This window comes from Glaciibacter superstes DSM 21135 (assembly GCF_000421145.1).
GTDB lineage: Bacteria > Actinomycetota > Actinomycetes > Actinomycetales > Microbacteriaceae > Cryobacterium > Cryobacterium superstes.
Window position 1 is genome coordinate 1 of the sequence record NZ_ATWH01000014.1, and the last position, 13,300, is coordinate 13,300.

Sequence of the window (13,300 nt, forward strand, 5' to 3'; positions counted from 1 at the left end):
CGACCAAGACATTGAGAACCGTGAAGGCATCGAAGCCGGGGAGATCATCCCCGGCGCTGAACTCGACACCGAATACGCCGGCACCGCCCGGCCCATCGGCGAGAAAAGGGCAGACATCCTCCGCGCCGCTTTGGAACGCATCACCCGCGATGCCGACACTCCCACCCTCGGCGGTGCAGCCCCCACCGTCATGGTCCACGTCAACGCCCAAGACCTGGCCTCAAACACCGGTGTCGGCTGGATCGACGGTGTCGAAGACCCCATCAACCTGAAGACCGTGCGGCAAATGATGTGCGCCGGCGGCTACCAAACCATCATCTACGGCGATGACGGCGACATCCTCCACCTCGGCGGCAAACAACGCTGCTTCACCACCAACCAACGCAAAGCCATCATCGCAAGAGACGGCGGCTGCATCATCCCCGGCTGCAACGCACCCGTTTCCTGGGTCGAACTCCACCACGTCACCGAATGGGCCAAAGGCGGACCCACCGAAATCTCAAACGGCGTCGCCCTCTGCTGGTACCACCACCACAGCATCGAAACCTCCGGCTGGAAAATCCGCATGGTAGGCGGTGTCCCGCAGATCAAGGCCCCCTACTGGATGGACCCCACCCAAATCTGGCGGCACACCAACGGCCACCGCGCCAACCACACAACTGACCCGAGCAACAGCCGACCCGGCACACTCGGAAACCTCACCGCGTATCGCAACAACCTCGCCACCTACCGCGACAACCTCGCCCAAGGCGACCCTGATCGCACCGGTCAAGGCACAACTGCGCCTACCGACGGCCCACCCCGCCGCGAATAGGCCCCGCCCGCGCTGAGTCTCGGTTGTGTATCGTTCAGCCTGCCGCAGCGCCGCCGCTGCTGCTGCTGCTCACAGCTTGCCGTAGAAAACTGCCCTGGTCGATGTCCCGAGAGGCTTTGCGCAATGCCTCTGCAATCTCGGGATCGCTGCCCTCAAGATCCCTGGCCCGACGATCGATGGCTGCCCGGCGCGACAACAGGGTGATCAGCAGAACAACGCCAACCGAAACGATGCCCACTATCCACTCCATCGCGCGCCCCCCTCTCGGCGTGGTCCTCAGGCCATACCGCATTCGGATCATGAAGAAGCTGTCAGAAAGGGCCTCCGCGCCTTGACCGGCGCGATCGCCCGGTCATAGAGTGCAGTCGCCCGGATCGTCTTGAATCGATTCAGCATTGCACGAGAAAATACACCAAGCACCACGCACCACGCACTCCAGCACCCACAGCAGCACCTCACCGCGGAGGACCCGGCCCCCAATGTCACAGCCCCTGCTCTCCCTCACCGGAGCAGCCAAGACCTTCGGCCCCGTCGTCGCCCTCGCCGATGGAACCATCGAAATCCTGCCAGGTGAGATCCACGCCCTCGTCGGCGAGAACGGCGCGGGCAAGTCGACCCTGGTGAAGATCCTGGCCGGGCTCTACCACCCAGACGCCGGCGCGTTCACCGTCTCCGCCGCATCCGTCGCCTTTCGCAACGTCGCAGACAGCAAGGCGGCCGGCATCTCCGTCATCTACCAGGAGCCGACCCTCTTTCCCGACCTCACGGTCGCTGAGAACATCTTCATCGGTCGCCAGCCCAAAGGCGCCCTCGGGCTCATCAGCAAGAACCGCATGCGCCAGGCCGCACGCGATCTCTTCGCCCGCCTCGGCGTGCCGATCGACCCAGACCGCATCGCAGAGGGTCTCTCCATCGCCGACCAGCAGATCATCGAGATCGCCAAGGCGATCTCGCTTGACGCCAAAGTCCTGATCATGGACGAACCGACCGCCGCGCTCTCCGGTGTCGAGGTCGAGCGCCTGTTCCAGGTCGCCCGCAGCCTGCGCGAGGCCGGCGCAGGCATCCTCTTCATCTCCCACCGCTTCGACGAAGTCTTCGCCCTCTCCGATCGCATCACCGTGATGCGCGACGGGCGATACGTCGCCACGCACACCACGGCAGACGTGACGACGGATGCCATCGTGCGCGAGATGGTCGGCCGAGACATCGGCGCCCTGTTCCCAAAATCACACTCCGAGATCGGCGACGTTGTGCTCCACGTCGAAGACCTCGGCCGAGCCGGTGTCTTCACGAACATCAGCTTCGAGGTCAGGGCGGGCGAGGTCGTGGCCCTCGCCGGCCTCGTCGGCGCCGGCCGCACCGAAGTCGCCCGCGCCGTCTTCGGCATCGACCCCTATGACAGCGGCAGCGTCAGTTTCCTCGGCACCAGGCTGAAGCGGCACGACCCGCAAGCTGCCATCGACGCCGGCATGGGATTCGTGCCAGAAGACCGCCGCAAACAGGGTCTCGTCATGGACCTCTCCGTCGCCCGCAACGCCACCCTCACCCTGCGCAACTCGCTCGCCCGCTTCGGCATCATCAGCGCCGGTGCAGAGCGCCGCGCCGCCGAAGAGTGGACCGCCAGGCTGCAGGTCAAGACCGGCTCGCAGGAGTACGCGGTCTCCACCCTCTCCGGCGGAAACCAGCAGAAGGTCGTGCTGGCCAAGTGGCTTGCGACCGAACCGAAGTTCCTCATTGTTGATGAACCGACCCGCGGCATCGACATCGGCACCAAGAGCGAAGTGCACCGTCTCCTCTCCGACCTCGCCGCACGTGGCATCGCCATCCTGATGATCTCGAGCGAACTGCCAGAAGTGCTCGGCATGGCCGACCGTGTTCTCGTGATGCACGAGGGGCGCATCACCGCCCAGCTCGACAGGGCGGATGCGACGCCGGAGACCGTTATGCACGCAGCAACAGCATCCCTGGAGGGCGCGAAGTGACCAATACGCCCACAACTCAGTCCCCCGCCCCGCAGGGCCAGACCGTAGCACGGCCTGAGAGCAGGAAATCTGCACTCGGCAGCCTCATTCGACTCCGCGAAGTGCCGGTGACGGTCGCACTCATCGCGCTGGTACTCATCACCTACGCGGCGAACCCGCTGTTCCTCGGCGCGCAGGGGGTGAAGGACCTACTGCTGAACGCCACCATCATGATCATCCTCGCCGTCGGCCAGACGCTGGTCATCGTCACCAGGAACATCGACCTGTCCGTCGGCTCGATTCTCGGCCTCGTCGCTTTCTTCACCGGAACCCTGTTCGCGACGGTTCCCGGCATCCCGATCATCGTCGTCTTTGTTGCCGGCATGGCGCTCGGCGCCGTGCTCGGCGCGGTCAACGGCCTGCTGGTCACCGTTGCCAAGGTGCCCGCCTTGGTGATCACCCTCGGTACCCTCTACATCTACCGCGGCCTGAACAACGCCTGGGCCGGAGGAACGCAATACTTCGCCGACGACCGCCCGGATGAGTTCGGAGCGCTGTCGGTCGACACCGTGCTCGGCTTCCCGCTGATCACCCTCATCGCCATCCTCGTGGTCATCGCCGTTGCGGTGTACATGGTCGGCACCAGGCCGGGTCGCGACCTCTATGCGATCGGCTCCGACCCGGCGGCGGCCGAACTCTTCGGCATCCCCGTCGCGCGGCGCGTCTTCCTGGCCTTCCTGGCCAACGGCGTGCTCGCGGGGCTCGCCGGTGTGCTCTACGCCAGCCGCTTCAACTCTGTCGGTGCCACCACCGGCACCGGCATGGAACTCGACGTCGTCGCCGCAGCGGTCGTCGGTGGCGTCGCAATCTTCGGCGGCAGCGGCTCCGTTGCCGGAGCGGCCATCGGCGCGGTTCTGCTGACCACCATCACCAGTGCCCTGACGGCCCTCAGGGTCGACAAGTTCTGGCAGCAGGCGATCGTCGGCGTGCTGATTCTGGCGGCCATCGTCATCGACCGGCTCGCCGGCATCCGAACAGCCAGAAAGCTCAGAGAGAGCGAGGCGCGCGATGTCTGATTCCACCCGCACTGCCGCCGCCAATGCCAATGCCAATGCCAATGCTGCCGCCGCTCCGGCTGCAGACACCACCAAGACCATCTCCACGCTCGGCAAGGGCCGCACGGGGGCCGCGCGCATCCTGCTCGGCCGCGACGCCATCATGATCTACGCCGTTGTCGTGTTCGTGCTCTACGCGTGCATCGCCATCCCCCGGTTCGCGTCTCCGGTCACTGTGGGCTTCCTGCTCCTCGACGTGATCCCCGTGCTGCTCATCGCCCTGCCGATGACGCTGGTGATCATCACCGGCGAGATCGACCTGTCGGTCGCCAGCATCGCCGGGCTCACCAGCGCGCTGATGGGTGTGCTGTGGGAGGCCGGGCTCGACATCGGCACCGTTCTGGTACTCAGCCTGGTCGCCGGGGTGCTCGCCGGCGCCTTCAACGGATTCCTGATAGCGGTGGTCGGGCTTCCCTCGCTCGCGGTCACGATCGGCACGCTCGCCCTGTTCCGCGGGCTAGCGCTGGTCGTCATCGGCGACAACGCGGTGGCCAACTTCCCGCCTGAGCTGACCGGTCTCTTCACGTCGAAGCTCGGCGCAACCGGCATTCCGACCGTCATGATCGGCGTGGTCGTCGTCGCCCTGTTCTTCGGGGTTCTGCTGCACATGACGCCGTTCGGTCGTGGCCTGTACGCCCTCGGCTTCAGCAAGGAAGCGGCGACCTTCGTCGGTATCAAGGTGAACCGGGCCAAGTTCTGGCTGTTCGTCGGCACAGGTTCCGTCTCGGCACTCGCCGGCATCTACTGGACGCTCCGCTACTCGAGCGCTCGCAGCGACAACGCGAGCGGCCTCGAACTCACCGTGATCGCAGCCGTACTCCTCGGCGGGGTATCGATCTTCGGCGGCAAGGGGTCGATCCCCGGGGTCATCGCGGGTGTGCTTCTGATCGGCACGATCAACTACGCACTCCGACTCGGCCGCATTTCGGATGTCGTACTGATCATCGTCACCGGAACGCTGCTCATCGCATCCGTCGTCGCCCCCAGCATCTTCGCCGCATTCACCCGCTGGCAACACGACAGACGGGTGCGAAGAAGTCTTCCCCAGGCAGCACCTCGGGAGTAACCAACGCCTGCACCAGGGCGTTCTATGAAAGGAAAGACAATGGAGTTGATTCGCAATTACACCAAGCGAGGCAACACAGGGAAGCGTAGAGCCGCGCGCCGCATCGCGTCGTTCGCCGCCATCGCCACCTCGCTTGCCCTCATCGCCACCGGCTGTGCCAGCGGCGCCGACACATCAGGCGGAGGCGAAACCAGCGGCGACGCAGGCGGCGACCTCAGCATCACGTTCATCCCGAAGCAGTTGAACAACCCGTACACCGATGTTGTCCTCGGCGGCGGCGAAGAAGGCGCTGAAGAGGCCGGCTTCGCAGCGACCGAGATTGTCGGCCCGCTCGAGGCGAGCGCCTCCAGCCAGGTGTCGTTCATCAACGCTGAGACGCAGGCGGGCACCAACGTCATCGTCATCGCCGCGAACGATCCGGATGCCGTCGGCCCGGCACTCGAGGAGGCTCGCAGTGCGGGCGCCAAGATCGTGGCGTTCGACTCCGACACCAACCCGAAGTACCGCGACGTCTTCATCAGCCAGGTCGTGGCGAAGGGTGTGGCACTGATCCAGGTCAAGCTGATCGCGGAGCAGATCGGCGGTGCGGGCGAGATCGCCATCCTGTCGGCGACGGCAAACGCGACCAACCAGAACGAGTGGATCAAGTTCATGGAGGAGGAGTTGGCCTCCAACCCCGAGTACAAGGACATCAAGCTGGTCACCACGGTCTACGGCGACGACGACGACACCAAGTCGTTCCAGGAGGCCCAGGGCCTGATGCAGGCGTACCCGAACCTGAAGGGCATCATCTCGCCCACGACGGTCGGCATCGCGGCGACGGCTCGTTACCTGTCCACGTCTGAGTACAAGGGCAAGGTCGCGCTGACCGGTCTCGGCCTGCCGAACGAGATGCGTCCGTTCGTCAAGGATGGCACCGTCACCGAGTTCGCGCTCTGGGACCCGGCACAGCTCGGCTACGTTGCCGCGTTCGCCGGAAAGGCACTGGCAGATGGCACCATCACCGGCGCTGAAGGCGACACCTTCGAAGCCGGAGAGCTCGGCGAGCGCGAGGTCGGTGAGGGCGGCGTCGTCATCGTCGGCCCGCCGACCCAGTTCACGGCAGACAACATCGACGAGTACGACTTCTAATCGGCTGCATTTTCCGATAGTGAGTCACCGGTCCGGTGTGGCGAGTGCGCATGCATTCTCCATACCGGACCGGGTGTTTACTACTGTGGAGGAATGATCGATCGCGGTCGACCCATTGGAGGTTCACAGAATGGCGCAGGCGAAGACAGACAAGAAGAAGTCGGCTCCGAAGAAGTCGGCTCCGAAGAAGACAGCCCCGAAGAAGGCCACAGCGGGGAAGAAGGCAGAAGCGAAGAAGGCCCTCGCCCGCGCTGAGAAGTCGGTGCAGGCGGCCAATAAGGCTGTGAGCGTTTCAAGCAAGAAGCTGCGCAAGAAGGCAGTAGCACTGTCGAACCAGACCGAGAAGCTGGCGGCGAAGCACGCGAAAGCGGCACGGCAGCTTGCAACAGAGGCAAAGAAGGCAGACGCCGAGGCTGCGTCGGCACCGAGGACGGCACCGAAAACGGCACCAAAGACGGCACCAAAGAAGTCGCAGCCCGCCACCCCGACCCTGGTCGAATTGCGGCAGCAAGCCAAGGCGAAGAAGATCACCGGATACTCCCGCCTCAACAAGGCTGCCTTGCTCACGGCACTCAATTCGTCGCAGCCGTGAAAGTCGTCGCTGTCTACAGCACCAAAGGCGGTGTCGGTAAAACAACGGCGGCCGTGAACCTGGCGTGGGAGGCGGCAAAGGAGTTCCGGGTGCTGCTCTGGGATCTCGATCCCCAGGGGGCGGCAACCTTCCTGCTGCAAGTGAAGCCGAAGGTGAAGGGTGGCGTTGGCGCTCTCGTCGCCGGCAAGAACAAGGTGGCCGGCGCCATCCGCTCGACCAGTCACAACAACCTCGACGTGCTTCCGGGAGATGCGAGCTACCGCGATCTCGATCTCGTCTTCGACCACGCGAAGAAGTCGGAGCAGAGGGTCGCTAAGGTCCTCGAGCAGGTCGCCGACGATTACGATGTGGTCATCCTCGACTGCCCGCCCGGCGCGGCGCTGGTCGCTGAGAACGCGGTGTTCTCCGCGAACGCGGTTGTAGTGCCGCTCGTGCCATCGCCGTTGTCGATGCGATCACTGGAGCAGGTCACCCAATTCGTGGCGGAATCCGTGTCGACTGCTCCTGTCGTGGCGTTCCTGTCGATGGTCGATCGTCGAAAGAAGCTTCACAGGGAGGCGGTCGAACACTTGCCGCTGGCGCAGGCGTCGGTGACGGATGTTGTGGTTCCGGCCACCGTTCAGATTGAACGGATGGGCGCAGCGAGAGCACCGATCGCGAGCTACGCACCGGCCGTCGAGGCAGCTCTCGCGTACGGCGAGCTGTGGAAGCGCGTCCAGGCGACCGTGAAAGCCAAAGTGCGGAAGCGCAAGCACTGATGCTGAACCAACTGAGCGAGCTACTCGCGCCGAAGAAGCGTCGGCAGACCCGCATCGGTCTGGTCTCCGGCGGACTCGGCGCATACTGGCCGCAGTTCCCCGGCTTGCTGCCACAGCTGCAAGAGTCTGCCCGTTACGTGACCGGCCGGTTCAATGAACTCGACGCCGAGGTCGTTGACGCCGGCTTCATCTCCGACGCCCGCGAGGCCCAGATCGCCGCCGAGAAGCTGCGGATCGCCGACTGCGACATCATCGTCGTCTTCCTCGCCACCTACCTGACCTCGTCGATGGTGTTGCCGATCGCCCAGCGCGCGAACACCCCCGTGCTGGTGCTCGACCTGCAGCCGACAGAGTCGATGGACCACGCCACCTTCGACACCGGCGCCTGGCTCGCTTACTGCGGGCAGTGCCCTGTGCCAGAGGTCGCCAACGTCTTCCGCCGTGCCGGCATCCCGTTCCGTTCTGTCTCCGGTTACCTCCGCCAGGAGAGCGCATGGAACCGCATCGAGCGCTGGGTGCACGCCGCCGGAGTGCGCGGCACGCTTCGTAACGCCCGACACGGCTTGATGGGCCACCTCTACCCAGGCATGCTCGACGTCTCCACCGACCTCACCACCGTGTCGACGACGTTCGGTTCACACGTCGAAGTGCTGGAGTTCGATGACCTGCGCGAGCGGGTGAACGAGGTGACGGATGCCCAGGTCGCCGACCGCAAGGAGCTCGCCAGATCGCTGTTCACGCTTGACGACTCGGTGAACGACGAAGACTTCGAGTGGGGGGCGCGTGTCTCGGTCGGCCTCGACCGGCTGGTCGACGACTTCGATCTCGACTCCGTCGCCTACTACCACCGTGGGCTGAACGGCGAACTGCACGAGAGGCTCGGAGCCGGGATGATTCTCGGCTCGTCGATCCTGACGGCCCGCGGCATCCCGATGGCCGGTGAATATGAATTGCGAACCTCGATCGCGCAGCTGGCGGGCCAGGCGATCGGAGCCGGCGGTTCGTTCACCGAGATCCAGGCGCTGAACTTTTTCGACAACGTGGTGGAGATGGGCCACGACGGTCCAGCTCACCTCGCCGTCAGCGCCTCAGAACCGCTGCTGCGCGGTCTCGGTGTCTATCACGGCAAGCGCGGTTGGGGAGTGTCGGTCGAGTTCGACGTGAAGCATGGCCCGGTGACCACCTTCGGCGTCGGCCAGGACCGTGACGGCAGCTACACCTTCATCACTTCAGAGGGCACCGTTGTTCCCGGCCCGCTGCTCGCGATCGGAAACACCACCTCGCGTGTCGACTTCGGCGGCGACCCCGGCGTCTGGGTCGACGAGTGGAGCCAAACCGGCGTCGGCCACCACTGGGCACTCTGCGTCGGTCACCGCGCCGACGACATCCGTGCCGCGGCGAGCCTGCTCGGCATCGAGCACCGCCACGTTTCGCTGGGCCAGCTCTAGCTCTGGCGCCAGGCGCCCTCGAACTCGTGCGTGCCGTGGCCGACGGTCACAGCACTCGCGGCGCCGGGCATCCACACTTCGGCAGTGACTCCGTACGGCGCGGCGAGCGTGAGGGTCATTCTTACGCCTTCGAGCCGCCACGCAACGGCGATCTCACCGTACGGTGACAGATGCCTGACCGACGCACTGCTGAGGTCTCCGGTCACCAGCGGTCGCACCTCGATGGTGCGATACCCGGGCGAGGTGGGCGCCAGACCACCGACACAGCGGTGCATCCAATCGGCCACGGCACCGTAGGCATAGTGATTGAAGGAGGTCATCGTGCCCGGGTTGATCGATCCATCCGGCAGCATGGAGTCCCAGCGCTCCCAGATGGTGGTCGCGCCCATCGACACGGCATACAGCCAGGACGGGCACGACTCCTCAAGAAGCATCCGGTAGGCAAGATCGGCTCTGTCGACCTGCGACAGGGCGTCGAGTATGAGCGGCGTGCCCACAAAACCCGTGCTCACCCGGTATCCGGCGTGCACCACGAGTTCGGCAAGACGCCGCCCCGCGCCATCGCGTTGACGGTCACTTTCAAACAGCCCGCCGGCGATGGCGAGGGCGTAAACGGTCTGGCAATCGCTCTGCACAATCCCGGCGTCACTGACGTACGCCGACACGAACGCCGCGCGCACCCGCTCTGCGAGACCGGCGTATTCGTCGGCATCGTCCTGGCGCCCGAGGCGCGCCGCTGCGATCGCAAGGATTCGCGCAGAGCGCGCGAAGTACGCGGTAGCCACGACATCGGTATCCGCCTGCGCCTGCGCCGCGTCTTCAGGTGGGGCGGTCGGGTCGAGCCAGTCGCCGAACGGTCCGCCTGTGGTCCAGAGCAGGCCCTCCCCTGCCATCGCCCGCACCTTTTCGACCCACGCCCTCATCGACGAGTACTGCCGTTCGAGCACGCCGACGTCACCGTAGGCGAGATGCACCGCCTCAGGCACGATCGTTGCTGCATCACTCCAGGCAGCGGCGGCCGGGTCGACGTCACGCAACACATCCGGGATCACAAACGGCACTCCGCCGTCAGGCTTCTGTTCCGCAGCGAGATCGTCAAGCCAGCCCGAAAGGAATCCGGCCGTGTCGAACAGGAAAGTGGCCGTAGGGGCGAAGACCTGGATGTCACCGGTCCAGCCGAGGCGCTCATCGCGCTGCGGGCAGTCGGTTGGCACATCGAGGAAGTTGCCGCGCGTGCTCCAGACCACGTTCTCGTGAAGCCGGTTGACCCGATCGTCTGACGACTCGAACCAGCCGGTGCGTTCCAGGTCGCTGCCGAGCACGAGCGCTTCGACGTCGCCCTGCGCAAGACCGGGGACGCCGTCGATCTCTGCGTATCGGAATCCGTTGAAGGTGAAGGTGGGCTGAAGTACCTCTTCGCCGCCGCCGGCAAGAATATACGTACTCGTCGCCAGCGCACTGCGCAGCGGCCTCGTGCCGAGCTCGCCGTCTTCGAGCACTTCTGCGTGCCGTACGGAGACCTCGGTTCCGGCCGCGCCGCGCACACTCAACCGCACCCAGCCGACGAGATTCTGCCCGAAGTCGACGATCGTCTTGCCCGTGGGAGACGTGATGAGTTGCACGGCCTGGAGGGAGTCGACGACGCGCACAGGCGGCCCGGACGGCGCGACCAGACGTTCGAACCCTCCGGGTAGAACGTCGACGGTGTCGACAGGCTTGCCCTCCGGAGAGTCGGTGATGTGCAGGTCCTGCCGCTGACCGTCGTAGAAGTCGTCGAACAGGATACTGCTGTGCACGGCCCCCCAGCCGGCATCCGTTCCAAAGGTGGCCATCGTGCCGTCCGCGTAGACGACCTCGAGCTGGGCGAGCAGCGCCAGGCGATCGCCGTAGCTCGAGCGGTTGCCCGGCCAGACCAGCTGGCCTCGATACCAGCCATTGCCGACCAGCGCCTGCAGCCGGTTCTCACCAGCCTGCAGGAGCCCGGTGACATCGTAGGTGCGGTAGCGGAGCCGCTTCTCGTACGCAGTCCACCCTGGCGCGAAGTAGTCGTCGCCGATCCGCTCGCCGTTAATCGTGAAGTCGAGGATGCCGTGCGCCGTGACGTACAGCCGGGCAGACACCGGTGCGTTAGTCAGGCGGGCCGTGCCGAAAAGCAGCGGCGCACCATCCGTCAGCCCGCCGATGGTCGAGGGGCTCACAAGGTCTTTGACCCAGTCGTTCTGCTCGAGAAGTCCGGCCTCGATGTCGAGGGGAGCGCTGAAGTCGGTCCAGTCGCTTCCGCTTGCGCTTCCACGTCGACTACCGACGCGAACACTCACGCGCACTCGTTGACGGGAGACAAGGGGTGCGAACGGCCACGGTACGAAGAGCTGTTCGGCGGATTCAATGACTGCCGCCTCGCGCCGCCCGTCGTCCGTCTCGAGTTGTAGCTCGTAGCGTTCAGAGACCCAGTCGTCTGGTGCGGATTCGAGGCGCCATGACAGCCGAGGCCTGGCGGTGCCGATTCCCAACACGCCGGAACCGCTGAGATCAGTGAGGTACTCGGCCCGCGGTCTTGTGACAAGCGCACTCGAACGTGCGCTGACTCCAGGTGTCCCCGGCTGCGCCTGGAGCTCCCGCGTCACTCGAGCCCCGTTCCGGCGATGCCCTTCAGGTACCACTTCTGGAACACGATGAACACGATGAGAACGGGCAGCATGGCGATCACGGCGCCGGCGAGACCGACGGCAGGCGAGATCACGGAGTTCTCGCCGCCTGCCAGCGGTGCGAGGGCGACGTTGATCACGCGATTGACCGGGTTGGGGGCGATGACCTGCGGCCAGATGTACATGTTCCACGCGGTCAGGAAGCTGATCGAGCAGAAGGTGGCGAGCGCGGGCTTCGCCAGCGGGAGCGCGATGGAGGTGAGCACCCGGCCCCAGCTCGCCCCGTCGATGCGCGCCGCCTCGATGAGGCCGGCCGGCATGGTCGCGAAGAACTGCCGGAAGAGCAGGATCGCGAACGCACACTGTGCCGCCATCGGAATGATGAGGCCGGCATAGGTGTTCAGCCAGCCCAGCTGGAACGTCACGATGAAGAGCGGAATGAGGGTGAGGTTGCCGGGGATGAACATCGGAACGATCAGGGTCCCGAGCACGGCCGCGGACCACTTGAACGGAATCTTCGCAAGGGCGAAGGCGGCCGGCAGCGAGAGCAACAGCTGAAGGCCCACGATTCCCAGGCTGAAGATGAAGGTGTTGCCGATCACCTGGGGTGTCAGAAAGTTCCAAGCATCGACGAAGTTCTGCCAGATCGGAGTTTCGGGCAGGAGCTTCGGCGGAAAGGCAGCGACCTCTGCGGCGGACTTAAGCGAGCCTGAGACCATGAAGAGCAGCGGCGCGGCCATGATGAAACCGGCAAGCACGATCGCCACGTAACGCATGGCGGCGTGCAGAGGAGAAGTACGCATCAGCTGCGCTCCTTTCGGAATCGCACGATCATGCGCACGAGAATAACGATGACGATCATGAGGACGAGTTGGAATAGCGAGAGTGCACTCGCATAGCCGATGTCGCGCTCGGAGAACGCAACCTTGTATGAGTACAGTGCGATCGACTGGGTGCTTCCGAGTGGACCGCCGTCGGTCATGATGAGCGCGACCTCGAACGAGCCACTCACGAAGCCGACGACCTGGAGGACGGCGATGAGGATGGTCGTTCCCCAGACGTTCGGCCAGGTCATCGACCAGATCTGGCGCCACTTGCTCGCGCCGTCGAGTGAGGCCGCGGCGTAGATGTCATCTGACACCCGCTGGAGTCCGGCCATATATAGGATGATGACGATCGGGAGGCCGCCCCAGATCATCATGATGACGAGCGCGGGCCTGGCCCAAGTCAGGTCGGAGAGCCAGATCGGTCCATCGATTCCGATCCACGAAAGTGCCTGGTTGATGAGTCCCCTCTGACTGTACAGGTTGACCCAGATCAGCGAGGCGACGGCGGCCGAGGCGATCATCGGCGCAAAGAAGAAGACCCGGATCGCGGCGATTCCCGGCAGCTTCGTGTTGATGAGAACCGCCAGGACGAAGCCGATGAGGATCGTCGGGACGACACCCATCAGAACGAACAGCGCGGTGACCCAGAGTGCCTGCCACATGTCTTCGTCACCGAAGAGGCGGGTGATGTTGTCCAGCCCCACCCACTGCGGCGTACCGAAGAGGTCCCATTCAAAGAAGGTCAGAACTAGGCCGCCCACCGCGGGGAGGATCACGAATGCCGCAAAGGCCAACAACCCCGGTGTGAGGAAGGCGGCGGCCGTCAGCGCGTCGACACGTTTGGCGCGTCGGCTTCCTGGCCTTTCGGCCGGGACCGGTTTCTTCTCCTCGCCTTGTCGAGGCAATGGCATATCAAGGATTGGGGTCGACACGACGATCTCCG

At 64.9% G+C, this 13,300-nt stretch carries 12 protein-coding genes; 8 read left to right on the plus strand and 4 right to left on the minus strand.

Annotated elements, in window-relative coordinates:
• Nucleotides 1-814 (plus strand): HNH endonuclease signature motif containing protein (locus K323_RS29080; protein ID WP_022886743.1); only part of this gene is annotated, 814 nt, incomplete at its 5' end.
• 34 nt (nucleotides 815-848) lie between these two features.
• On the opposite strand, the gene K323_RS0118460 is transcribed toward K323_RS29080, so the two are convergent.
• On the minus strand, nucleotides 849-1,064 hold the full coding sequence (locus tag K323_RS0118460; protein WP_157509501.1) for a hypothetical protein: 216 nt from the start codon (nucleotides 1,062-1,064) through the stop codon (nucleotides 849-851).
• A gap of 229 nt (nucleotides 1,065-1,293) precedes the next feature.
• On the opposite strand from K323_RS0118460, the gene K323_RS0118465 reads away from it, so the two are divergent.
• From K323_RS0118465 to K323_RS0118495, 7 genes are all read left to right on the plus strand, one after another.
• Nucleotides 1,294-2,796 carry a sugar ABC transporter ATP-binding protein gene (locus K323_RS0118465; protein WP_022886745.1) on the plus strand — a complete coding sequence of 501 codons (1,503 nt, stop codon included), beginning with the start codon at nucleotides 1,294-1,296 and terminating at the stop codon, nucleotides 2,794-2,796.
• Nucleotides 2,793-3,851, plus strand: a complete 1,059-nt coding sequence (locus K323_RS0118470; RefSeq protein ID WP_022886746.1) for an ABC transporter permease — start codon at nucleotides 2,793-2,795, stop codon at nucleotides 3,849-3,851. The genes K323_RS0118465 and K323_RS0118470 overlap by 4 nt, the downstream gene beginning before the upstream one ends.
• Nucleotides 3,844-4,956: an ABC transporter permease gene (locus tag K323_RS0118475; RefSeq protein ID WP_022886747.1), complete on the plus strand. Its 1,113-nt coding sequence runs from the start codon at nucleotides 3,844-3,846 to the stop codon at nucleotides 4,954-4,956. Before K323_RS0118470 ends, K323_RS0118475 begins: the two co-directional genes overlap by 8 nt.
• 39 nt (nucleotides 4,957-4,995) lie before the next feature.
• On the plus strand, nucleotides 4,996-6,087 hold the full coding sequence (gene rhaS / locus K323_RS0118480) for a rhamnose ABC transporter substrate-binding protein (protein ID WP_022886748.1): 1,092 nt from the start codon (nucleotides 4,996-4,998) through the stop codon (nucleotides 6,085-6,087).
• A 130-nt stretch (nucleotides 6,088-6,217) separates the two neighbouring features.
• Nucleotides 6,218-6,679, plus strand: coding sequence for a histidine biosynthesis protein HisIE (locus K323_RS29085; RefSeq protein ID WP_022886749.1), 462 nt, complete (start codon nucleotides 6,218-6,220; stop codon nucleotides 6,677-6,679).
• A complete protein-coding gene (locus tag K323_RS0118490; protein ID WP_022886750.1) occupies nucleotides 6,676-7,437 on the plus strand; it encodes a ParA family protein in 762 nt (253 codons plus the stop codon). The genes K323_RS29085 and K323_RS0118490 overlap by 4 nt, the downstream gene beginning before the upstream one ends.
• The gene (locus K323_RS0118495; RefSeq protein ID WP_022886751.1) at nucleotides 7,437-8,885 is read left to right on the plus strand and encodes an L-fucose/L-arabinose isomerase family protein; all 1,449 of its coding nucleotides are present in this window, start codon (nucleotides 7,437-7,439) and stop codon (nucleotides 8,883-8,885) included. The genes K323_RS0118490 and K323_RS0118495 overlap by 1 nt, the downstream gene beginning before the upstream one ends.
• Here K323_RS0118495 and K323_RS27195 read toward each other — a convergent pair.
• Genes K323_RS27195 through K323_RS0118510 form a run of 3 tightly spaced genes read right to left on the minus strand, consistent with a single transcriptional unit; the run spans nucleotide 8,882 to nucleotide 13,289 of the window.
• Nucleotides 8,882-11,509, minus strand: a complete 2,628-nt coding sequence (locus K323_RS27195; protein ID WP_022886752.1) for an alpha-L-rhamnosidase — start codon at nucleotides 11,507-11,509, stop codon at nucleotides 8,882-8,884. The two genes, K323_RS0118495 and K323_RS27195, sit on opposite strands and share 4 nt — an antisense overlap.
• On the minus strand, nucleotides 11,506-12,333 hold the full coding sequence (locus K323_RS0118505; RefSeq protein ID WP_022886753.1) for a carbohydrate ABC transporter permease: 828 nt from the start codon (nucleotides 12,331-12,333) through the stop codon (nucleotides 11,506-11,508). The genes K323_RS27195 and K323_RS0118505 overlap by 4 nt, the downstream gene beginning before the upstream one ends.
• On the minus strand, nucleotides 12,333-13,289 hold the full coding sequence (locus tag K323_RS0118510) for a carbohydrate ABC transporter permease (RefSeq protein WP_157509502.1): 957 nt from the start codon (nucleotides 13,287-13,289) through the stop codon (nucleotides 12,333-12,335). The genes K323_RS0118505 and K323_RS0118510 overlap by 1 nt, the downstream gene beginning before the upstream one ends.
• Nucleotides 13,290-13,300: the final 11 nt, after the last annotated feature.